The organism is Marinibactrum halimedae (assembly GCF_021234875.1).
Lineage (GTDB): Bacteria > Pseudomonadota > Gammaproteobacteria > Pseudomonadales > Cellvibrionaceae > Marinibactrum > Marinibactrum halimedae.
Genome location: NZ_JAJQVM010000013.1, coordinates 1 through 23,411, shown reverse-complemented (window position 1 = coordinate 23,411; position 23,411 = coordinate 1). Strand labels below are relative to the sequence as shown.

20 protein-coding genes are annotated in these 23,411 nt (G+C 44.2%); 11 read left to right on the top strand and 9 right to left on the bottom strand.

Features of this window, described 5'->3' with window-relative positions; translation table 11 throughout:
- Positions 1 to 61: 61 nt before the first annotated feature.
- From rnc to lepA, 4 genes are all read right to left on the bottom strand, one after another.
- Positions 62 to 763, bottom strand: a complete 702-nt coding sequence (gene rnc / locus LU351_RS09195; protein ID WP_232593779.1) for a ribonuclease III — start codon at positions 761 to 763, stop codon at positions 62 to 64.
- The gene (locus LU351_RS09190; RefSeq protein ID WP_232593778.1) at positions 756 to 1,133 is read right to left on the bottom strand and encodes a DUF4845 domain-containing protein; all 378 of its coding nucleotides are present in this window, start codon (positions 1,131 to 1,133) and stop codon (positions 756 to 758) included. Before LU351_RS09190 ends, rnc begins: the two co-directional genes overlap by 8 nt.
- A gap of 114 nt (positions 1,134 to 1,247) precedes the next feature.
- Positions 1,248 to 2,129: a signal peptidase I gene (gene lepB, locus LU351_RS09185; protein WP_232593777.1), complete on the bottom strand. Its 882-nt coding sequence runs from the start codon at positions 2,127 to 2,129 to the stop codon at positions 1,248 to 1,250.
- 61 nt (positions 2,130 to 2,190) lie between these two features.
- The gene (gene lepA, locus LU351_RS09180) at positions 2,191 to 3,993 is read right to left on the bottom strand and encodes a translation elongation factor 4 (protein WP_232593776.1); all 1,803 of its coding nucleotides are present in this window, start codon (positions 3,991 to 3,993) and stop codon (positions 2,191 to 2,193) included.
- Positions 3,994 to 4,635: 642 nt separating this feature from the next.
- On the opposite strand from lepA, the gene LU351_RS09175 reads away from it, so the two are divergent.
- Positions 4,636 to 7,077, top strand: a complete 2,442-nt coding sequence (locus tag LU351_RS09175) for a hypothetical protein (protein ID WP_232593775.1) — start codon at positions 4,636 to 4,638, stop codon at positions 7,075 to 7,077.
- A 216-nt stretch (positions 7,078 to 7,293) separates the two neighbouring features.
- Complete coding sequence (locus LU351_RS09170) at positions 7,294 to 8,424, top strand: hypothetical protein (protein WP_232593774.1); 1,131 nt, start codon at positions 7,294 to 7,296, stop codon at positions 8,422 to 8,424.
- Between the two features lie 67 nt (positions 8,425 to 8,491).
- On the opposite strand, the gene LU351_RS09165 is transcribed toward LU351_RS09170, so the two are convergent.
- Both LU351_RS09165 and LU351_RS09160 read right to left on the bottom strand, forming a co-directional pair.
- The gene (locus LU351_RS09165) at positions 8,492 to 10,846 is read right to left on the bottom strand and encodes a Calx-beta domain-containing protein (RefSeq protein WP_232593773.1); all 2,355 of its coding nucleotides are present in this window, start codon (positions 10,844 to 10,846) and stop codon (positions 8,492 to 8,494) included.
- Positions 10,847 to 10,902: 56 nt separating this feature from the next.
- Positions 10,903 to 12,546: an autotransporter domain-containing protein gene (locus LU351_RS09160; protein WP_232593772.1), complete on the bottom strand. Its 1,644-nt coding sequence runs from the start codon at positions 12,544 to 12,546 to the stop codon at positions 10,903 to 10,905.
- A 1,004-nt stretch (positions 12,547 to 13,550) separates the two neighbouring features.
- Here LU351_RS09160 and LU351_RS09155 point away from each other — a divergent pair.
- Both LU351_RS09155 and LU351_RS09150 read left to right on the top strand, forming a co-directional pair.
- The gene (locus LU351_RS09155) at positions 13,551 to 14,705 is read left to right on the top strand and encodes a hypothetical protein (protein WP_232593771.1); all 1,155 of its coding nucleotides are present in this window, start codon (positions 13,551 to 13,553) and stop codon (positions 14,703 to 14,705) included.
- A gap of 123 nt (positions 14,706 to 14,828) precedes the next feature.
- Positions 14,829 to 15,683, top strand: a complete 855-nt coding sequence (locus LU351_RS09150) for a lipase family protein (protein WP_232593770.1) — start codon at positions 14,829 to 14,831, stop codon at positions 15,681 to 15,683.
- An 80-nt stretch (positions 15,684 to 15,763) separates the two neighbouring features.
- Here LU351_RS09150 and LU351_RS09145 read toward each other — a convergent pair whose 3' ends face one another.
- Both LU351_RS09145 and LU351_RS09140 read right to left on the bottom strand, forming a co-directional pair.
- Positions 15,764 to 16,285, bottom strand: coding sequence for a GNAT family N-acetyltransferase (locus LU351_RS09145; RefSeq protein ID WP_232593769.1), 522 nt, complete (start codon positions 16,283 to 16,285; stop codon positions 15,764 to 15,766).
- 207 nt (positions 16,286 to 16,492) lie between these two features.
- Positions 16,493 to 16,783, bottom strand: a complete 291-nt coding sequence (locus tag LU351_RS09140; protein ID WP_232593768.1) for a DUF6471 domain-containing protein — start codon at positions 16,781 to 16,783, stop codon at positions 16,493 to 16,495.
- 156 nt (positions 16,784 to 16,939) lie between these two features.
- Between LU351_RS09140 and LU351_RS09135 the strand changes: the two genes are divergently transcribed.
- The 7 genes from LU351_RS09135 to LU351_RS09105 all read left to right on the top strand — a co-directional run bounded on the left by LU351_RS09135 (position 16,940) and on the right by LU351_RS09105 (position 22,297).
- On the top strand, positions 16,940 to 17,341 hold the full coding sequence (locus tag LU351_RS09135; RefSeq protein ID WP_232593767.1) for a DUF2170 family protein: 402 nt from the start codon (positions 16,940 to 16,942) through the stop codon (positions 17,339 to 17,341).
- Positions 17,341 to 18,033 (top strand): PspA/IM30 family protein, encoded by a 693-nt coding sequence (locus LU351_RS09130; RefSeq protein ID WP_232593766.1) that lies wholly within the window; start codon positions 17,341 to 17,343, stop codon positions 18,031 to 18,033. The genes LU351_RS09135 and LU351_RS09130 overlap by 1 nt, the downstream gene beginning before the upstream one ends.
- A gap of 9 nt (positions 18,034 to 18,042) precedes the next feature.
- Positions 18,043 to 19,068 (top strand): potassium channel family protein, encoded by a 1,026-nt coding sequence (locus LU351_RS09125; RefSeq protein ID WP_232593846.1) that lies wholly within the window; start codon positions 18,043 to 18,045, stop codon positions 19,066 to 19,068.
- A 76-nt stretch (positions 19,069 to 19,144) separates the two neighbouring features.
- Positions 19,145 to 19,798 carry a YjfK family protein gene (locus LU351_RS09120; RefSeq protein WP_232593765.1) on the top strand — a complete coding sequence of 218 codons (654 nt, stop codon included), beginning with the start codon at positions 19,145 to 19,147 and terminating at the stop codon, positions 19,796 to 19,798.
- Between the two features lie 88 nt (positions 19,799 to 19,886).
- On the top strand, positions 19,887 to 20,300 hold the full coding sequence (locus LU351_RS09115; RefSeq protein ID WP_232593764.1) for a DUF350 domain-containing protein: 414 nt from the start codon (positions 19,887 to 19,889) through the stop codon (positions 20,298 to 20,300).
- Positions 20,301 to 20,313: 13 nt separating this feature from the next.
- The gene (locus LU351_RS09110) at positions 20,314 to 20,967 is read left to right on the top strand and encodes a DUF1190 domain-containing protein (protein WP_232593763.1); all 654 of its coding nucleotides are present in this window, start codon (positions 20,314 to 20,316) and stop codon (positions 20,965 to 20,967) included.
- Between the two features lie 157 nt (positions 20,968 to 21,124).
- On the top strand, positions 21,125 to 22,297 hold the full coding sequence (locus LU351_RS09105) for a glutathionylspermidine synthase family protein (protein ID WP_232593762.1): 1,173 nt from the start codon (positions 21,125 to 21,127) through the stop codon (positions 22,295 to 22,297).
- Between the two features lie 53 nt (positions 22,298 to 22,350).
- Here the strand turns inward: LU351_RS09105 and LU351_RS09100 are convergent, their stop codons facing one another.
- A complete protein-coding gene (locus tag LU351_RS09100) occupies positions 22,351 to 23,280 on the bottom strand; it encodes a 2OG-Fe(II) oxygenase (protein WP_232593761.1) in 930 nt (309 codons plus the stop codon).
- Positions 23,281 to 23,411 lie beyond the last annotated feature (131 nt).

The following is a 23,411-nucleotide window of genomic DNA, read 5'->3' as shown; positions in this document are numbered from 1 at the left end:
ACTACTTTATTTTTCACTACTTTATTTTTCACTACTTTACTTATACTGCTTTTAATTTGTACTACTTATTTTTAAATCCTGCCGCATACAAAGCACTCAGCACTTGCTTTGCGGCGGCTTTCTCTGCCTGCTTGCGGTTCTTCCCCGTCGCCTCAAACGCCTCTTCCAGCAGAGATACGCGGCACTGAACGGTAATTAATTGATCGTGCACCTCACCAGACGTCGCAACAACCTCATAGTCTGGTAGCGGTTGATGCTTCGCCTGCAATAGCTCTTGCAACTGAGTTTTAGGGTCTTTATGGGGCTTATCCGGCGACACTGACTGCATACGGTCCCCATACCAATTTAAGACGATTTTCCGGCAATTAGAAAAGTCAGAGTCGGTATAGATAGCGCCAATAATCGCCTCAACTGTATCCGCTAATATAGAGGAACGACGAAAGCCACCGCTTTTCATTTCCCCCTCACCGAGAATCAAGCAATCGCCTAATTGAAATTCACGGGCAATCTCCGCCAGTGTCTCGCCTTTTACCAACGTCGAACGTATTCGGGTAAGCGCCCCTTCGCTGGCATTGGAGAATTGTTGGTACAACGCTTCGCCGATAATAAAGCCCAGAATGGAATCACCTAAAAATTCCAAGCGTTCGTTATTTTTCACGCCAAAACTACGGTGGGTTAATGCTTGATCAAGAAGTGAAAGATCTTTAAAGGTATAACCGATGCGCCGTTGCAACGCATCGATCAAAATAGGATTACTACTCATTAATGGGGGTACAACACTGTCCAGGGAATTTACTGTTCAATTGATTATTAAACGTTAAAACAACATCAATATTGGCAAACATCGGAACGCGAATTTCATAGTCAATATTCACCAAAACCACTTCGCCGTTACGCTGAACTTTGATGTTTTTGGCTTCTTCGTTTCTGACATTATTGATGGAGAAAAACTGCATCAGCTCTTTCTTAATTTGCCCATTACTCAGGGTTTCCACCCCTTCTGGGTGACGCCCCAAATCTTTCAAGCCAGAGGCAATAAACGAGTTGTCGATATAAACGGGGCCCAATTTAAACGCCACGGTGAAAAAGAAGCCTGCCACCATTAAAACCAATACCCAGCCATAAAGGGACATACCACGCTGCTTATAAGGCAAATTCACCATCAAGCTCCTTAGCTTTTTACAGTTACAAGATACAAGTGTTACTAAACATAAGCATACAACACTATACCGTTTTTACAGTTAGCTTTATTCAATCACCCCAACGGTACTGAAATTGGGGATGCTAAAGAAAGACTCCCAATGCATCCAAACCGCAAAAGCCTTACCCACAATATTCTCTTCTGGCACCACACCCCAGGCACGGCTATCAGAGCTGTTATCTCGGTTATCGCCCATCATAAAGTAATGACCTTCAGGAACCTCCCAAACACCATGAACACTTAATGGTCCAGGCTGAATGGATTTTTTCATGGTGTGTTCGCGCCCATCCAATGTTTCAGTGGTTAACTGAAACATTGGCCGAGCCGCCGGTAAGGAAGCCACTAACGATTGAGGTTGTTTTTCGCCGTTGATATAAAGCACATTGTTTGTGTATTGAATTTTGTCACCGGGCAAACCGATAACACGCTTAATATAATACTGCTTTTTATGTGGCGGAAAAAAAACCATAACATCACCACGCTTTGGAGTATTGATATCAAAGACTTTCGTTCGAACCACAGGTAAACGAATACCATAAGTGAATTTATTCACCAAAATAAAATCACCGATCTCTAAGGTAGGCTCCATTGAAGAGGATGGAATCTGGAAAGGCTCTACCAAGAACGAACGCAACACCAATACCACAAATAGCACTGGGAAAAAGGATTTAGCGTACTCCACAGCCGCCGGCTCTTTTTTTGCTGCGACTAAGGCCGTTGCATACGCTTTTTGCTCTGGGGCCAATGAGGCGTCGTTCGACTCCAGTAACACTAACTCATCACCCGGTAGGTTCACACCAGAAAACTGATTTTCGACCGCACTCACCGCCGCACGACGTTTACCAGAGAGAAACAATGCATCAAATAACCAAATAAAACCGCTGGCAAACACCAGCAAAACCATGATTAGCGGAAAATTAATATCCATTCAAGCAAAATCCAACGTTAATAAGGAGCCAATATTTCAACAAATGCAAAACACTATTTTCTTAACTATCGACTTTCAATACGGCAAGAAACGCTTCTTGTGGAATATCCACACTACCCACTTGCTTCATACGCTTTTTACCGGCTTTTTGTTTTTCCAATAGTTTTTTCTTACGAGTCACATCACCACCGTAACATTTCGCAGTCACATTCTTGCGCAATGCTTTCACAGTGGTACGAGCAACGACCTGACCACCAATCGCCGCTTGAATGGCCACATCAAACATTTGTCGCGGAATGAGTTCTTTCATTTTTTCCGCCAAGGCACGGCCTTTAAAGTGTGCATTATCTTTGTGAACGATGAGCGCCAATGCATCCACTTTATCGCCGTTAATTAAGACATCAAGGCGCACCAAATTGGCTTTTTGGAAATGGCTAAAACTGTAATCGAGCGAGGCAAATCCACGACTAACAGATTTGATACGATCAAAAAAGTCCATCACCACTTCATTCATAGGCAGCTCATAGCTCACCGAAACCTGCCCACCCACAAACTGCATGTCTTTCTGAACGCCGCGCTTTTCAACACAAAGGGTGATGACATTCCCCAAATGCTCTTTCGGAACCAAAATATTGGCCTCGCAGATCGGCTCGCGCATCTCTTCGATAATGCCACTGTCTGGCAATTTAGAGGGGTTGTCCACGTAGACGGTTTCACCGTCTTTTTGAACCACCTCAAAAATCACCGTTGGCGCCGTGGTGATCAAATCAAGATCATATTCACGCTCTAAACGCTCCTGAATAATTTCCATGTGAAGCATACCCAAGAAGCCACAACGGAAACCAAAACCCAGAGCATCGGAGGTTTCTGGCTCATAGAATAATGATGCATCATTCAAGACGAGCTTGCCCAAGGCATCTCGGAAACTTTCATAATCATCAGACGAGACCGGGAATAAACCCGCATAAACTTGGGGCTTCACTTTTTGAAACCCAGGCAACGCTTCGGTATCTTGTGTATTCGCGTGGGTTAAGGTATCCCCCACTGGCGCGCCATGAATGTCTTTGATGCCCGCCACCACAAAGCCCACTTCACCGGCTTTTAGTACTTTGGTTTCTACACGCTTGGGTGTGAAAATACCCACACTATCGACCACATGAGCCTTGCCAATGGATTTGGCAATGATTTTGTCTTTGACCGTTAAGGTGCCCTGAGTGACTCGTACCAGAGAGACGACCCCTAAATAGTTATCGAACCAAGAGTCAATAATCAACGCCTGCAAAGGGGCATCAACATCCCCTTCCGGTGGAGGTACGAGCGTGACCAGCTGCTCTAGAACGTCTTCCATACCCAGACCAGACTTGGCACTGCACGGCACAGCAGAAGACGCATCAATACCAATAATGTCTTCAATCTCTTGTGCCACACGATCTGGCTCGGCCTGAGGCAGATCCATTTTGTTGAGAACAGGAATCACTTCAAGCCCCTGTTCAACGGCGGTATAACAGTTGGCAACCGATTGCGCCTCAACACCTTGGGCGGCATCGACCACCAACAGCGCCCCTTCACAGGCCGCTAGCGAACGAGACACTTCGTAGGAAAAGTCCACATGCCCAGGAGTATCAATGAAGTTCAATTGATAGGTTTCACCGTTGCGGGCTTTATAATCGAGAGTGACACTCTGTGCCTTGATCGTAATACCACGCTCCCGCTCGATATCCATGGAATCAAGAACCTGGGCGGCCATTTCACGGTCAGATAAGCCGCCGCAAAGTTGAATAAATCGATCGGCAATGGTCGATTTACCGTGGTCAATGTGGGCAATGATGGAGAAGTTGCGTATGTTGTTGATATTATGGGACATTTACGGTTTATAACACTCTCATTTCTTCGTCTCATGTACACAGACTTGTACACAAATTCAAATTTCACCTCTACGGTACACACAGTACACGATAAGGATTTAATGGTGAGGATTATAAGAGGTTAGACATGAAAACACTAAGAGAATTTCTTATCGATGGCACCCACTGAACAACATTCAACCTTAAAGGTTAACTTACAACCAACTCAAACCCGATAGCACGCCTTATGCGACTATAAAGAAACTGTTCGATAACTGGCCTGAAGTAAACCCCTGATTAAGGCATAGCACAGACTTTATTTTCGCAAAGCAGAAAAAGGAGCACCTGAAAAGCAACCTAAACAGAAGCCTCAAATTACTGTATATAAATACAAAAAATAATTACAAAAATATCACCAAGGTTTTATTAGCTGTGATATAATTATCACTCTTTTAGTGAACACATTTAAAAATGTGTTCACCCTCTAGTCAATACCACACTATTCATAGTTAAAACACAAGAACAAACGATTTTTGTTTTTCGTTATGGATTGGTGTTTTCACTATTAAATCGTGCAGATAAATACAACAACATAAATCCATCAAAAAACCATTAATAGCAACGGGGCTGCCCCCAGGAAACATTTTTCAACAAGGAAATCTATGCCTATTACATCTAATCAAACTCTGTCTAATAGAAACACATTAAGTAGAAGCACCTTTAAAAAAGCAATCTTAGTCAGCGCTATGGGTGTGGCGCTGTCAACGGTCGGTTGCGGCGGAGGCTCGTCAAGCTCCAATAGCGACAACGACACCAGCGCACAACCAAATTCCTCTGTGGAGACACAAGTACAATTATCGGGTACGGCCGTTAAGGGGTTAATCGTCGGCGGTGAAGTGACCGTTTACCCCATTACCAATGGCGAAATTGATGTTAATTCACCACTCGGATCAGGCACCACCGATACGCTTGGGCAATTTTCAAACATTACGCTGACAGATTATTCCGGCGGGCCTGTCGCGGTGACCCTCACACCGGCACGCAATGGTTCAACGTTAATGAAATGCGATGTGTCGTTCGGCTGTGAAAACGGTATTCATTTCGGAGACACTTACGAAATGAACGATGAGGCCTTTACCTTACAAGCGTTGCTGCCCTCGGCGGATGAATCGCAACCCATTACCCTATCGGCCCTTTCTACCGTAGCCAGTCAATTGGCAAAAACAGAAATGAATACCAATAATGATGCGGCAGCGGTTATTCATTCAGCCAATCACAGTGTGGCAGACCGTTTTAATATTGAGGGCGATGTTACCCGTATAAATATTATTGACATCACAAACTCAGACTCTGTGTCGTTGGCAGACGACAATAGCTTGCGCTACAGCGTTTTAAATTCCGCCATTATTGAGGCCACCCTAAAAGATCACTCAGAGCCACGCCTGAGTCTCGCCCAAGCACTTAATACCTTTGCAGAGCAGTACGCACTGAATGGCGGAATTGCAGATACGGGTGATAGCGGCGTCACCTACGAAGACATTTTATCATCCAACTATTTAATCGATATCATGCAAAATGCGGCCGTAGCCGATGGCGTAACCACAACACTGTTTGAGTTAGAAAATAATTTCACTATTGATGGATTAACCGCCCATAACGGATCACGCACCCCTATTCGTGGCAGCTTTCCTATTACTGCTGACAACGAATTCGATACCGTAAAAGCCATGGTGCAAGACATTCGTGATATTGCTAATGCCGCGCTCTATACCGACTCATTTGAGTTTACCCAAGAGCAAACCATGACCGAGTCTTTTATTGATGAAGATGTAAGTGCTGGGTTTGATGCCTTGGGCCGAGTCGGCCAGGCCATTGGTCATGCTCACGCTTATTTTGCTGACAACGAATATTCTTCAATCTATTTTGACGACGATACCAACTTATACGTCAATAAAAGTACCTATTATGTGAATGACGATGACACACCGTATTTTAATTACACTTTAAACGGCTATCTTTATGGTGAAGACCAACCCACTTATGTGGACATCACTGCAACCGATCGTAACTCACAAATTACGGTAGGGGTTAACGGCAATACGGGTTTAACGTCTTATGAGTCAGACATCCAAGCCAGCATTGCCGCCAATGTGAATGTGGACTTGGTGGTGTCAGGGGAAGTTCGTATTGAAGACCAACTTCAAATTTCTCTTGCGCCAGAAAGCAGCTTGTTTATGCAGTTTGCTCTCAATGCCTCAGCAGGGCTGGACGAATTACACAGTTACGATTACACCGCTAGCGATTTGGATGTATTAATTCGAGCCTTTTTTGATGTGGACGTTACCGTAGAACAATTAAATCGAGAAAACGGCGTAACCTTTACGGGCCGCACTCATATCGGTTTAGATACGGCTGCCACAGCGGATCTCAATTTCAACGGCACACTCATTCCGTCTGAACATCGTTATTCGAATTTGTACGCCTATTTTTACCCAACCCTGACCACAGGTCAGTTGTCGATTGTACTTGATGGCTCTCTGACCAATGCTTTGGGGGATGAATTAAATACACGTTTTGCCATTCGCACCGATAGCTCAAATTTTCGCCCACGTTGTAGTAGCCGATTTTACGATAACAATATTGATTATGGTAACAACCGCTATTGGTGGAGAAGCTATTACACAGATACCTACCCCAGCCCCACTCTACGCTACTACAACTGCCCGAACGAAAACGATTATGCCTTTGTGGACATTGCCACCACATTGGAATTCGGTGCGTTTATTAATGCCCTGAATGAGCGCTTTTCCGTTCAAGTGCAAGCCACTCGAACCGGGGTGGATACCTATGAATCCAGCGTCTCTCTTAAAAACAGTAGCGGGATGTTAATGGAAATTGTGTATGAAGGAGACGACTCTTCGGATATTGACAACATCACCATTGAAAATGAAAACAATGTTGAGCTATCGCTTTTTAGTGTTGATGAAGATCGCGACGTTATTCAAGGTCGATTGACCTTAAATGGCACTGAGTACGGCAGCATCAGCGACGAATCTGGTACGTTGGTGATTCGCTACCGTGATGGTTCGTTTGAATCGCTATAAACACTTTATTTCTGTGCTAACACCTTTTCACTTTTATTTAACACTTACATTTAGCACTCTCATTAAAACGGTTTTCTTTACTCCATTAAAGTAAACCAACAAGGATGCACTCATTCAACAAGGATGTTGATAATAGGTGATTAATAGATCGATACTGGCAAAGTGCAAGCCTCGATAATGCCTTTGCCTTTTACCCACTCTCAATATCCTCTTACTATGAATCGAACATCCCGCTTTTGCACGTGGTGCGCCATCGGCTTTTCTACCGGTTTATTCTGTACCACAAAAAATACGTACGCCGACATTTCCCTCTTGCCCTCAAAACACAGCATTTCTTTAGAATTAAACAGTCAAAATTACAGCGATGCGATGCCCATTCACCAATTGGTAAATAATTTAGAAGGGCCACCACCGGATGAAGGGGATTTTGCGTTTTCTCATTCCCGTATGGAAATGACTTATGCCACACCTTCATTCCGTCTTCATGCCTTTGAGCGGTTAGATTATTTTGTTGAGTACACACCCAACACGATTGACTTTATTCATCGAGATCAAAATGACACTCCACTAGAAAACAATACCGTCTACAACATTGATTTATCGGTCAGTCATCTTCGTGCTTCGGGCATAGGTGTTTCCTTCCCGCTTTTAGAAAAAGACAATTATTCTTTTTCTTTAAGAACCAATTATTGGTATGGAAAGGACATTATCGATGGGCGAATTCACGGCAGTATCGCTGGAGACAACAGCGACATTACCAATTACAACGGTGATTTAACGTTAAACTACACCTACACAGAAGATCATTTATTGGATCGCGCTAGAGAAGAATTTAATGGCCACGGTTTTGGTATTGATATTATGGCCAGCGGTAAACTCTTTCAGTCCACTTATTGGCAGCTCAATATTGAAGATTTTCTGACTCGTACTCTCTGGTCTCAAGCCACCTATACCCGTGCGAACGCCAATACCAATAGCATCAGGTTTGATGAAGATGGCCGACTGTCGTCGGTGGCGGTGGTGTCAGGCTTTGAAGGCAATAAACGCCACACCCAACGTTTACCGATTCGAACCCAAGGAAGTATCACCCACGCCATACAATCACAGTGGAATGCGGCCTTCGGTTTTAACAGCATCGGTTTCAATACCAAGAGCCAACATGTTATCGCTAATGTCGGACTTCAATACCAAAGAGAAGCGTTTTCTCTGGGCGGATTTTATGAACCCGACACCGACAGCCTTCGCTTGTCTCTTAATAGTCGCTTTCTAGGTATCGATATTAATATGGACTCACTGGATGAAAAAGAAGCACGCCGATTGGGTGTGAATTTACGCATGACATTCTGAAATAAAAAGCCGAGTAAAAACTCGGCTTTTTATGGCTCTCACTACAAACTAAATTAATTTTTATTCATTACTCTGCACCAACATCAATAGTAATCGTCATCCCCAAACGCGAACTACCAGAACCGTTAGTGGCAATCACCACAACATCCTCTGCGCCCTGCACAGTCGTCGGTTCTCCAGAGAATACACACGTAGTTCTATCTGCAGAAACGGTCAACTCAATACCCTCTGGTAAAGGGTCCACTGTGGTACATTCCGTTAACTCACCACCACCATTGTTCACAAATACCCATGGGGAAGGATCAAATAGGCTAAGAGAAACAGGAACAAAAGTGAAAAAAGTGATATCTGGCCCCAGCCTCGCTTCCGCTAGAATCGGAAAATTCAGCTCAGGAATAGGCAATGCTGCCTCAACCGTTACATTGACGGTAAACTCTGACTGTCCTGCATTATTAATTGCCGTAATTAATATTGGGGCAGAAGCCTGCGGCTCTAATGGGGTACCTGAAATCACACACGTACCACCATCTGCTCTGACATTCACTGTTACCCCTGGGGGCTCCCCCTCTGACACACACCTCGTTAATTGCCCACCACCAAAATTCGGAATTTGTTCTACTGGATTAATTTGTACCCCTTCCGTTAAGGGAAGATTCGATACATTCACGCCACTGAAGTCTTGCAGTAATGGTGGTTGTAATTGCGCTTCCACAACAACAGGAAGCAACACCTCTGACTCACCTACCGCATTTACAGCCGTAATGGTTACCTCGGCCTCATCCACGGCAGAAGGAGTGCCGCTGATTTCACAGGTATTGCCAGTGGCGTTAACAGCCACCTCAAGCCCGGCCACTAAATTCACCGCTGTACAGTCTGTCAATTCACCCCCACCGTTATTGGTAAAGACAATAGGGTCTATGGCAGCACCTTCAATGAACGTTTGAACGCCAACCGGCGCCTCTAATTCTGGGGCGACAAGATCGGTTAATACTTCAATATCAATACTGGCCACCGAATCACCGCCGGCATTCGTTGCCGTGATATTTACCGTTATAATGGGCTCAATGGTCAGTGGTGTGCCCGATAACTCACAAGAATTACCGTCTTCAGTAATATTGATACTCAACCCTTCAAAAAGAGGGTCTGCCGAACAAGTTTGCAGAGTTCCTGCTCCCACATTGACAAACTCCACTGGTGCCATAGCGGTATTTACCGTGAGCGATATCGGTGTATCTTCCGACAATAATGCCGGTGGCGCTTCTGCTTCCACTACATTGACAACGTAAGTCGTAACGCTAAAGGGATACACTGCATCAGCCTGCTTTGTCGCCATGACTTCTGCACTACCAGTGGCAATCGCCGTAACAAAACCCGCTTCGTCCACCGTCGCAATGGCTTCATCTGAACTCGTATAGGCTAATAAACCCGAGCCCGGCGCAGAAGCATCGGTAATGATATTTTGGGCGATTTCACCCACAGTTAAGGTAATAGGGCCCGCGTCGGTAAACGCAATATTTTGTTCATCAGGAATAAGACTGGGTGTATTTTGAATTAATGCCACACCCGCGTTGGCCGCATACACATCACCAATAAACGCTGACACGTGCAAACTAAAATGTTCGCTTAATTCTTCTGGGTCATTATTTAACACCGGTACGCTCAGGGATTTTTCAGTTTCCCCGGCGCTGAAGGTTAAATCGCCCATCATGTTCAGAAAATCAATGTCTGCATCAGCGCTGCCTGCACGAGTTTCATAACTGACTACAACATCGAATTCTTGTGCGGCAGCTAATTCAACCGTAAAAATGACTTCGCTAGCCGATTCTGCAACGGCATCACCCACTACTTTTAACAACGCATTATTCGGTTGCACCACCACGGAGGTTGTCGCCGAATTTACTCGGAGTTGATCATCCTGGGCGACCAATTGAAAAATTAATTCTTCTTCAACATTCAAGTCGGGTACGACTATTTGATTTTCCAATGCAAACGGATCAGGAATTAACACCGAAGTACCACTGAGTTGTCGCCAAGCCACATCCGTAATCGTGGCACCTTCAGCGGCAGTTATCTCTCCAGATAAGGTAACCAACACATTCGTGTCTGCAAACTGGCGTTCTGCCATTACGATATTGGGCAGAAGACCTGCTTGCGCATCACTTACTGGGTCTGACCCTGGATCAGATACGGTAACGTCACCATCTTGATTAATGCCATTAGCAGCGGTTGATTCAATGGTTTCGTCTTCAAAACTCGACACATCACCACCACCACAACCTCCCGCAATCATGGCAACAAGAAGCACTAAAGTAGACAGTTTTATTTTTTGAAAAAAGGCGGTTGAATAACCCTGCTCTAGGGACGCTTGCGCGCCACCAGAGTTAGATGCAAATAAATTATTGACGTTGATTTGAGTAGCCATGATGCGTCCCTACGCTAAATCTCAGATTAAATAAAAAAGGTAATTGAATCGATCAATTAAAATTCGTATCGCAGACCAAATTGATATTGAGCAATATCCATGAACTCATAGCCGTAATACGCCACATATTGACCGAACACATTGAAGCCATGAGGTAAGACTGCGGTTGCGCCCACCGACACCTCATAAAAATCGGTATCGACGCCATCGCTGGTTAATTCAAAGGCTCGATCTGTTTCTGCGTCTGCAGCAAATCGAGCGGTTAACGCTTCACGATCAGAATGGGCTTCGCTCATATAAGCGATGCTTAAGGTGGGTAAAAAGACCCCCCAACTTGGCGTAAAGGTATAAGACGCTTGTGCACCGGCGGCGACAGTGAGCTGTTCCAAATATTGGCGACTCATTTCCATCGCCGCACCACCATAGCCCTGCTCTCCAAAGGCCTCGATATCATTTTGAACATAATCGGCTCGCAAAAAGGGCATAAGGGTGAGCTGCTGTTTCTGCCACTCATAATCGGCACGCAAGTTAAAAAAGCGTTGTTCACCCGTAGTGGAACTGATTAAGGTTTCATCTAACGCCAACGTTTGATCGGCTAAATTTTCACCCCAACGCACTCGCCGACTGGAATCGTATTCGATATCCCCCAGCCCTGCTTGAGCGTACAAACTAAATGCATTATTAAAATAAGCGCCGAATAAACTGAATGTCGTTAACTGAGATTCAAAATCACCGTCACTATTACGATATTCGACTTCATAATCACTGCCACTGAATGAGGTACCAATCAAAAAGGAAGAGTTAATAAAGTAGTCGACTCCGACCGTAAACCCGTTAGAGGTGCTTTCGTACCCACCTTCCAATTCGGTTTTTTCACGTTCAGAATCGGTCACCGTAAAATTGGCAAAAAAGCCCAATTTCGACCAAAGACTATCGTCCTCAATAGCCGAAGTATCCGCACTGGCTCCCGCACCTAGGGGCGCGTCTGACTGCCACACCGTATCATTAAGAACCCAACTATTGCCGTGCTCACCATAACCTCGCGCCACCACTTTTAACTGCTGAACACGATTGGTGACCGCGCGAATTTGACGACGGTTTGAGTCGGAAGCTACGCGTATCTGCGCAATGGTTTCTTCCGGGGCCAATTGATCCAGTGCTTGGGTTAGTACATCAGAATCCTCACCCACACTGGCAGTTAACCGACTCAACCGCTGACACTGTTCTAATAATTGGCCCTGTGCAGCACCTAACTCACTGTCGGATTGACCATCCAATTGGTCACACACCGCACTAAACACGGAAGCCAAGCCGGTCTCATTACGCCCACGGGCAAACGGCGCCAATTCACCACTTACAACGGAAATGGTCACCGTACCCACACTGGTTAACCCTTCATCAGAATCATCGCCGAGGGTGTAGGTAAAAGTGTCTTCACCGGAAAAACCTCGATTGGCGGTATAACGCACACTACCATCCGCATTTAAAATAACGGAGCCAGATTGAGGTTGTGTCACATCTCGCACAACAAGTCCGTCGCCATCAGCATCAAAATCATTGGCGCTGACATTCACGGTAATACTGCTATTAAGTGGAATGGATCGAGCATCATCGACCGCTTGTGGTGCCACCGCTAATGTTGAGGCACTGAGTGTTGAGAATATGGCAAGCGCTAATGGCTGAAAACGGGTGTTCTTCATTGAACAATTCTCCTATTGAGCAAGACTTAAAAAGTGAATATGAAGTGTTAAGCTGGCGGTTATAATAGTCATTAAAAAAATCACAACTCTGATGTAAACAGTAATCACCATCGAAAGACTCAACGGCAAATGTGTGGTTTGATGCAAAAGCAGAGACGCCATAACAGCACTAAAAGAAAATTGTTTTACAGGTTTATTCACAATAATCCGCTTTTGATCCGTTCTTTTTATCTTTATTGGAACTGGTTATTCTTTATTCGGGCTACTTATTCGGGCTACTTATTATTGGTACTCGTTATTGGTGCTCGTCATTTCAACTTAGTTATAATATAACCAAAAAGCATTATTTAATTTAAATATCAAACTTAAACGTCTAAGCTGTCAACAATATCAAATCCAACCATACCGATACAACACACAAATAAACTTCCCCATCACACTTATTCGTGATTGACACCCGGCAAAGATGGTTTTCATTCAAAAGTTTTGAGGCTTTAAAACCAAAGCAATAAACCGTCTTTGGGCTTAATTAGGTCGTTGAATAAAAAGACTGCTTCCTTTTTCTTTTTATAGTCACAACATATTCGCAATCACAACACATTCGTAATCACAACATGGCCTCAACACTGTATCGCTTCAGCTCTGAATTTGGCGCGAATATCAACGAAATCAGCGGCGAATATTTTTACGATCTGAATCCGTTTTTAACATGCTCTGATATTTTTTACTCCGCATTATTTGGCATTTTTCTTCTTTTGAAAAATTAAGTTTTTAACATTAACGCCACTGCGATAGTTTTTCCTTGCACAGACCAAAATGCTCAATAAAACTACTGATTCGATAAAGTACTTGTACCTATCTATACCCTTCGGCTGTCAATATTGAATTTTTCCGAGTCGGGTAATTGTAAATACCGATTTCAGACGTGAAACAATGGTTTTTTTTATTTTTTTGTGATTAAAATCATAAAATTTCATCATTAACGACGACTTGGGATACTTTTCATGGACGCAAATAGTTCAACAACCCATCACTCCACGGCTCGTGCCACAACATTAAAAGCCACTCCATCAACACTCACCCAAAGCACACCTTCAGCCAAAAACCACTCTAAGGCGAATGTTTTGCACACTTTGAACATCAATCACACAATGAGCTTGCGCCAACAATTACTGTTTGAGTGCGATGCAATGGCGAACTATTTATTAAACAACGGGATGGACACCAATATTGATGCCATTGAACAATTGGATATCATCAAAACGATTGTCCGTACGGACGACGATGAATTTCCCAACTTGTCAGCACTGAGCAGTGAGAATGTCAACACGTTGGCAAAAATTCATCACACCCTATCTCGATCTGTGGCACCAGCCAGTCCAAGAGCGTTGGTATTACTTCGTTACGAAAGAGAGCGTCGCCCCTTATTGTATTTTTTAGGGCCGGTTCCTTTAGTCCGATATTTATCCATGACAGCGCTGTTTTTTTTAATTGCACTCATCTCCACCGGGCTGAGCCCAATGGTGAGTTATACCGGTATGCAAGAGGGGTTTTTAAGTGCATTTGGCGTCAACTTGTTGATGAACCAATTGTTTTTATTAACCTGCGCAGGAGTGGGGGCTTCATTCGCCAACTTATTTCAGGCGGCAAAATACGTCTCTCAGAAAACGTACGACCCACAATTTGATGCCAGCTATTGGAGCCGTATTATTTTAGGGTTAATCTCTGGATTAATCATGGTGGAGTTACTTCCGCAGTCACTCTGGAGCGACACATTGTCAAACACCGAGGGCACCAGCGCTGTCTCATCAGTGAAGGATTTCGGCAAGCCCGCATTGGCTATGTTAGGTGGCTTTTCAGCCGGCTTGGTTTACCGCATTTTGGCTCGTATTGTCGAAGCCATTGAGTCAGTTTTTGCCTCTCCTAGCGACGTGAGAGAATCTGAAAGAGCCACCAATTCGGCACGTCTTGCCGAAGCTTCCACACAATTAAAAAGTGATCTCGCCAGCAACTTACTTGAATTACAAAGCGCATTGGATAAATCCTCTTCTCCAGAAGAACAGCGTGAGTTGTTAAAAACTCACCTTCAGAAACTCTTAGGGGATGGCGACATACACCCAAAAACTTCGGGAAATACCCAACAAGACCTTAGACACTAAAATTATTAGGCCACTATAAATTAACGCTGCTACCAACTCGATAAACCCAATACGTTAATTAACCTAATACTTTTTTATCCATCATTTTTATCCACCTTAAATAACAACGTGGTAGACCATAACATGCCCAGCAGCCCTATGTATTTTCCCCCTGCACCTTTCGATATCACCATGGCAACACTCGCCGTCACAATGGTGGATGATGCTTACGACCAATACCGACAATGGAAAGTTGCCGACGAACCTAAGGCCAAACATTTTCAATGGAGCACACCCAGTGCATCCAATTCATCGAACGACATACACACATCACTTTCATACAGCCCCACCCTCTGGGGAACATCGGGTTCATTTCTATGGACATCCACGGAACCGTTTGGCTATGTCGCTCACGACAAAGAGCGGGTTTATCTCGTTATTCGAGGTACACAATCGGGTACGGACTGGCTCTCAAACTTGGATAGTGACCTTACAGAATTCAAGATTAACACAGTGCCTCAAAAGCAAAATACCGGGAAGGTTCATGAAGGTTTTTTTGAAATCTATGAAACTTTACGAGATCAAATATTCACACAGATAAAAAACGCAATAGACAAGATTGACTCACCAGAACCGACACTGTACGTCTTTGGCCACAGTTTAGGCAGTGCACTGGCCACCATGGCAGCGGGGGACATCGCAGTAAACCTGGGAATTAACGCGGCTCAACAATTGCACCTTTATACGTTGGCAAGCCCAAGGGTAGGAGATAATACATTTGCCGACTTTTTTCTCGCCACTCAAACGCATTGCTATCGTATCGCCAACAGTTCAGATATGGTAACGAATGTGCCGTTTGCTGTGATGGGAAAAAAGTGCTTTCAACATGTTGGAATTACTGTTCCATTTACCGCAAATTACGATTCAGCGGCTAAAAACCACAGTACAACCCACTCTTATGAGTATGCGTTATTCCACCCCGACGCTCCAATGAAGTGATGCACTTGGGTGAACCCTACGGGGTTAAATCTAGGCATTGAAAATTGATTAAAACCCTGCCAGGGTTGCCTCAAATAAAACTAATGTCGAACGTGGCTTAATGGCTTATAGAAAAACGTTGTGGAATCGTAACAACCATTGGAACTCAGAGCGTAACCCGGCACCGAACCCGCTTCAATGAATCCCAACTTTCGATATAAATCATTAGCCACATCACCGGTACGTGAATCCAACATCAATAGTTGATGATTTAATTGAAGTGCCAGTACTTCAATGGTCTGCATCAATGCTCGGCCCACACCATAACCTCGATGACTCAATGCAACCATCAACTTTTCAACACCCGCACGGTGAACCCCGTTTCGGTTATGACACATGCTCAGCTGTACTCCACCGATGAGGGTGTTTTTCTCAAAAGCTACCAATAAATGACGCTCACCATTAGCAATACTTTTTTCAACCTCTCGCCAATAATGAGCCGCCTCACCCATGCGAAGAGGATGTAAAAATCCTAATGAGGCGCCTTCTGCAACACAATCCTCAAGCAGTGTACTCAAGTCGCCTAAAATTTCAGAAAGTGATGTAACCCGTTTTATATTCACAATGACATCCAGTTGTGCCGTGAAGAGTCATAAGATCAAAATAGCAATGAGAAGGGTAATACTATTGAACAGTAATGCTGTTGAACAGTAATACTACTATGGCTAAGTAGAGATGTGCGTAATTTTTTATAGTGTAAATAAAACGCTTAAATCACAGTTTTGTAAAAAAATTCAAATGAGAAGAAAATCTACGGCTCGCTCCGACGTTTAATCACTATTTTGTTGTTCTCGCACTAATTTCAACACCTCTTCACACGCGCTGTCTCCCACTTCCATCACATCCAGCAACGCCAGAAATAAATCCGCTGAAAAAATTCCTTTACTTACCTTGCTTCTAAGATTATCGGGTGACAGGCTTATGCCACGGGTCTCTAACGCGGTAGCCAAATCATCGTAGCGGAGATTGCGCAGTACCATCGAAGCGCGCACATAGCGAGCGATGGCAGTCTTATAAGGCGCCAGGGCCTCTTTGTTTTGTACGCTTTGATCTTGTTTCATAAAAGTTATCCGGTGCTCACTAATGTGGAATATATTACACTTTAGATACTAATGAGCAACATTTCATTCTAAAATAACGCTTGACTCTTGAGATATATCGGTTACATTTGTGGCATATATTCCACACAAGAGTCGATTTAAACAAGGAACACTACTATGGCTTGGACTCAAACCTCATTAAAAGAACTGATTGAACAACAACCAAACTGGGTCGTCGAAGACGAAGGCAACTGTATCAGCATTTCCAACGATGAGGGAGTTGATGCATTTGTGTACGCCGGCGAGACACAAATCATCGTCGAAGCAATCCTGTTCCCCGCAAAAAATGTCGGTAACAAAGCGGGGCTGAATGATCTTGTGTTGCGAACCCATCAATTAGTCCCCCTAACGACCATTGGTATCACCACTATTGACCGAGAAGATTACTATGTTGCTTTTGGCGCCCTCTCTGCCGATAGCAAAGATTCTGTGGTCATTGAAGAGATAGAGACCCTTTTTACCAACGTTGATGAATTTCTTGAACTGTACAGCGACCACTTGCTGAAGGAGACCGCGTAATGAGCTTAAAAAAACTATGGACTGCTTTAAAAGGGGGTGTCAATGAGGCCGCCGAAGCGGTTGCCGACACTCAAACCATTCGAATTCTGGACCAGGAAATGCGTGAAGCCAAACAAGAGCTTATTGCATGCGACCAAAGCCTGACTAAAATTATGGCTAAACGCAAACTGAGCGAAGGAAAAGTCAAATCACTGCAAGGCGATATTGATACTTACACCAACCATGCCGTTTCTGCCGCAGAAGGTGGCAATGAAGCATTGGCCATTGAGTGTGCAGAAAAAGTCTCTGAATTGGAAGCCAGCCTCGCCACTGAAGAAGGTATTTTAGAAGGCTTCAAGAAATCAGAAACCACACTGAAGCAAAACATTGCCAAAGCGAAAACCAATGTTCGTCGCATGGAGCAACAAATTGAACAAATTAAGGCCACAGAATCGGTTCAAAAAGCACAAGTAGCCGTTTCTTCACGCCACATGGGCGCTAACAGTAAAGTAAAGACGGCGCTAGACAGCCTTGACCGTATCAAAGCCAAACAAGCTGAGCGTTCAGCGGAATTAGAGGCCGCCGAAGAATTGGCCTCGGCTGAATCCGGCTCGGATCTTGATCAAAAATTAAAAGCTGCCGGTATTACCCCTGGCGGAAGTGGCAACGGAAAAGATAAACTGGCGCAATTAATGGCAGCCAAAAAAGGATAAGCACTTGTGATGATCACAAAATTGCGCCGCCTATTGGCGGCGCTTTTTTTTAAAGCCAATACCACAACGATATTGTCAGCTGGATTACTTTATGGCGTCATCAGTTATTGGCTGATGCTCATTGCTGGCGAACAAGACCTTCAGTCCTTTTCTAATTTCCTCTATTGGCTTGTCGTCACAGGTTCTACTGTCGGCTACGGTGATTACTCCCCCACTACACCACTGGGCAAACTCTTTGTGAGTATTTGGGTTATTCCCGTCGGGCTGAGTATTTTCGCCCTAGTCATTGGCCGTGCTGGGTTATTCTTTTCTGAAATTATTTCACGAGGTAAACGGGGGCTCACGGTGCTTAACCACACAAATCATACCATTCTTATTGGCTGGAACGGTCAACGAACCATTCGCTTAATTGAATTATTGCTGGCCAAAAGTAGCCGTCAAAATGATCGCCTTGTCCTCGTTGTGGCCAAAGAAATCGAGAACCCACTACCGGGAAAAATTGATTTTGTAAAAGCCGAACACTTTTCCCATGATGACACTATGAGCCGTGCCAATATCGCGGCCGCCGGAAGAATCATCATCGATACCCCTCTGGACGACGTCACACTGACCACTGCCCTCTACTGTGACAAAGTCAACCCCGGTTGCCATACTACCGCGTATTTTCAAGAAGAAGCCACCGGAGAGTTACTGAGACGATATTGCCCAACCGTTGAATGCATACCATCGGTTGCATTAGAAATGCTTGCAAAGTCAACGGTCGACCCAGGCTCAAGCATGCTTCATAAACAATTACTGGACGGCACCTACGGCATGACACAGTACAGTGTGATCTATGATGGCAATACACCTCAATCTGTGGAGCCCGTCTTCATGCGATTAAAAACCGAACTTAACGCAACCCTCATTGGAATTCGTAAAAAAGATTCAGATCATATCGACTTAAACCCAAGCTTTAAAAACACCGTTGCAAGCGGCGATACGGTTTACTACATTGCCGAACGAAGACTCAACGCCAATGAATGTTTTGAATAATCAATGCTCTAAACCGTCACAACTTTCAGCATACTAACCGAGATTTAAAAACTACCGATAGACAATAGGGTGAATTATGTTCAGTAAACTGTTTGGTAAATCTTCTAACGAAAAACCCAAAATGCCTACTACCCCTTCCATTTTGGGATTACGTATTGGGTGCAGTTTTGAATTGGATAGTTTATTTGTCAAACTGTTGTCCAGTGAACTAACGACCGAAAATATTTCGTCTACCTACATCATTCACTCAGCGGGTATTGTGGATTTAGGTGGAAGCTGGATTTTTCGCTTTTACACCGATGACGACGCCTTTTTACAAGTGGTTACCGAAGGCGGAAAAGAAGAAGAACATGTGGTCGATGTAAAATTGTTCCACTATTACGATACACTGGACGTCAGTAATCAACACAACTGGGATGAGTTGTTAAATCAGAAAATCGGCACAGAAACCTACACTCTTAATGACCAGTTGTACTATCGCGTGTGGCAAACTGCAGGGGCATACCATCAACCGGTTGCCATGACAGAGAAAACCTATGACGGTGAAGGTGATTCCTCATCGACAGATCAATTCACAATGCTATTTGAGCGTGATATTGGCAATGACAACACTGAGACATTATTTTTATCCGCTGAAGAAATTATGGATGAGCAAGGGCAGCTTAGCCGATGCTTTGTGAGAAGCACCGGCATGACATTAACACCTGCGCAAATTACGATTCATGGATAAGCCGATTACAATAAATTGATTATAATCGACTGTTTACAACAGACTCATCACCACCTCCAAAATAACCACATTAATAAGGAAACCTACTATGCTGGATTACCCCATCGTCAACAGTTTAATGATGTTCAGCGCGTATTTTTTAGGCGCCATCGTTGCACTGATTGTCTTTAAATTTATCTACAGTTTATTGACTCCACAGGATGAGTGGTTATTAATTAAAAATGATCGTAATACCGCCGCCGCCATTGGTTTTGGCGGCACTATCGTCGGTTTTGCCATCGCCTTAAGTGGTGCCATTAGCAATTCTATTTCGCTGATTGATTTTACAATATGGGCCGTGGTTGCCCTGATAGCGCAAGTACTCGCGTTCGCCATTTTACGTTTTGCCTTCATGCCCATGATTGTTAAACGCATCGAAGACAATGAAATCAGTGCTGGCATTATGTTAGCAGCGGTGAGTATCGCTGTAGGTCTCTTAAATGCCGCTTGTATGACTTACTAATAAGGGGGCCACTATGAAACGCTCTCAATCGATTCAACAAGAATTCATGCGTAAACGGCGCTGGCAATTTGTCGTCAAACCCATGACCGTTGCCATTGCCGCGATTGCCGCCGGATGTAGCAGTAACCGCGAAGAAGCCACGTTTGTGCAATCGGTCAGTGATTGTGTTGACCGCACGGCAATGAATGTCGAGCAATGCACCTACGCTTATGAGCAAGCACTCAGCGAAGCCAGGCGAACGGGACCCAAGTATCAACACAAATCCCATTGCGAAACCGACTTTGGTATTGAGCAATGTTACCAAGCCCCCAATAACATCTGGACACCGCTGATCAGTGGCTTTTTAGTGGGTTACATCGCCAATCAAGCCTTGAATAGTAATCGCGAAATTGATATTGATTTCTACGGCGGTGGATACAAAAAACGGCGCTACAACCCCGTTTATCGTTATGACAGCTACGTCGGTGGCAATTACAATAAACTCATGACGGCAGATGGCACCATCATTGGCAAGCACGGACAAAGTACTTACAAAGTTCCGAAAAAAACCTTAACGCAGAAAATGCCATCTTCTAAAAAGACCATTTCACGAGGTGGGTTTGGTTCTGTTGCTTCTGCTAAATCCAGTTGGGGCGGAGGCAAATCATCTAGGAGTTGGGGTGGCTAGCACCACACTTTTTACGCCTCCCTCCTTCAAAAATGACTGAATAAAAGTGCCTGCAAAGTGTTTTATTTTTCAGGTACTTTTATTTGTGTTCACATAACGCCAATACATCAATACCGTCTTCAATCCTCACTCATTATCTCAGGAGAAATAAAATAGGATGTTACGAATTCCCATTAATGAACGTGAAAATTGGCAAGAAATGGCCACCGACTACGGCTTTCATTTTCATACCATGTACGGAGAACGCTACTGGGATGAGCGCGCCTATTATCAATTCACCCTTGAGCAAATTGAGCGAGATTTAGAAGACCCAACCGAAGAAATACAACAGATGTGCCTATCGGTCGTTGAACGGGTTATTCACGACGATGAATACCTGCACCGATTTTGCATTCCTGAAGCTCATTGGGATCTCGTAAGGCAGTCTTGGTTAAACGGTGACCCGAGCCTCTACTCACGACTGGACTTTAGCTACGACGGAAAAAGCCCCGCCAAACTCTATGAGAATAATGCCGACACCCCCACCAGTATTTATGAGACTGGCTTTTGGCAATGGTTATGGCTAGAAGATCAAGTGCAAGCGGGGAAATTACCTAAACAGGCTGACCAATTTAATTCTGTTCAAGAAAAACTCATTCAACGATTTTCGGAGTTGGAATACTTAACACCAAGCCGAGCTTTGCATTTCTCTTGCTGTAAAGACACCCCTGAAGACCGAGGCACCGTTCAATATTTAGAAGACTGCGCAAAATACGCCGGACTCTCAACAGACTTCGTTTTCATCGAAGACATTGGCCACAATGAATTGGGCGAGTTTACGGATATGGACGACGCCATGATTACCTGGATGTTTAAGCTTTATCCTTGGGAATTTATGCTGCGTGAACCCTATGCGGAGTGGTTGCAAAAAAATAATGTACGTTTTATTGAGCCTCCTTGGAAAAGCCTATTGTCCAATAAAGCACTATTACCGATGCTGTGGAAATTATTTCCTAATCATCCGAATTTATTACCCGCTTATTTTGAGGACGAACTCAACCAAGCAAACCCAACCCAAACACTGGTTAAAAAACCCATTTTTTCCCGCGAGGGGGCCAATGTCAGTATTATTGAAGCTGGCACACACACCCCTATAGTCGGCTCAGAAGGGCCCTATGGAGAAGAAGGGTTTATTTATCAAGCTCATCACCCCTTACCCCGCTTTGGAGAGAGCTACTCTCTTATTGGCAGCTGGTTAGTGGGTGATGAAGCGGCGGGAATTTCAATTCGTGAAGACGAAGGCCCTATCACCCAAGACATGAGCCGTTTTTTGCCACACGTCATTGTGTAATAGAAGTCACGAAGTCATTGTCACCTCACACCGTATTCGTACCTCAAAACACCTCAAGAAAAATCTTGGGGTGGCAAGTAAGACGTCGGTTTAAAGTGGCAAAAAATATTCGCAAATTCATCCCCATTAAAGGCATCGGGGCGGCCATGGCGTAAACGCCCGCCTTCATAAAAAACCATTTCACCCGGTTCTAAATACACACGATGTTCCCGATAATCATGATCATCAATCACCAATGCCCATGGCTGATCCACAGTTTGATCAACATTAATAATGGCACTGATAATGTGTGTTTCGATTCGGTCACGATGACACTTTAAATACGCACCTCGTAAATAGGTACGGATTCCATACACATAGGTTGGCTCAAGCTCCTGACCGCACCATTGGGATAACAGTGGCTTCATATAATCGTGAATTTTGTCGCGTAACGCGGAGGACAAATCAACCAGTACGCTACTCTTTTCTTTTTTCGTTTCATTGGCAATAAAATCACCGGGCACATGCTCATCTTGGCTGAGCTCTCGACGAGCGTGATAAAACGTTTGAATCTCCTGAAATAATTCAGGCGCCATTTTCGCTTTTTGAAAACCTTGACGAGTAAACGTAGGAATGTACTCATTATGCTCTTTTACGAACATGGGCGGAGCGGGTGTGATACGACTGCTTGAACGAAACCATTTCGTAATGACCGCCTTGTAGCCTTTTTTTACCGGGTGCGCATGATGCAAACTGTTAATATTAGGGGCACCGTCCGAGTAGAGGCTACTCCAAATCACCGCTGTACCACACTTGGGAGCAAATTTGGCGTTTAATCGTGGAAACTCTGTTTCGCCCCCCTCTTCCACTGTATTTAAATAGATCATCACCGTAAACGTACGCTGTCCCATAACGGCACCGTGCTGATCAATTTCATGCTCTTCAAAAAAGTCGGTATGGGGTTTAAATTCTTGGCCCACTTCATAATACTGGCCTTGAATCACTTCTGGGAACCTCTATAAATTCGTTTTTTTAGCGCGATAATTTTCTAATTTTTTCTACCGGAACATTTACCGAAAATAATTATCATTACGCATTTATTTACAAAAATATTGGATAAAAATTCGTTCTTTTG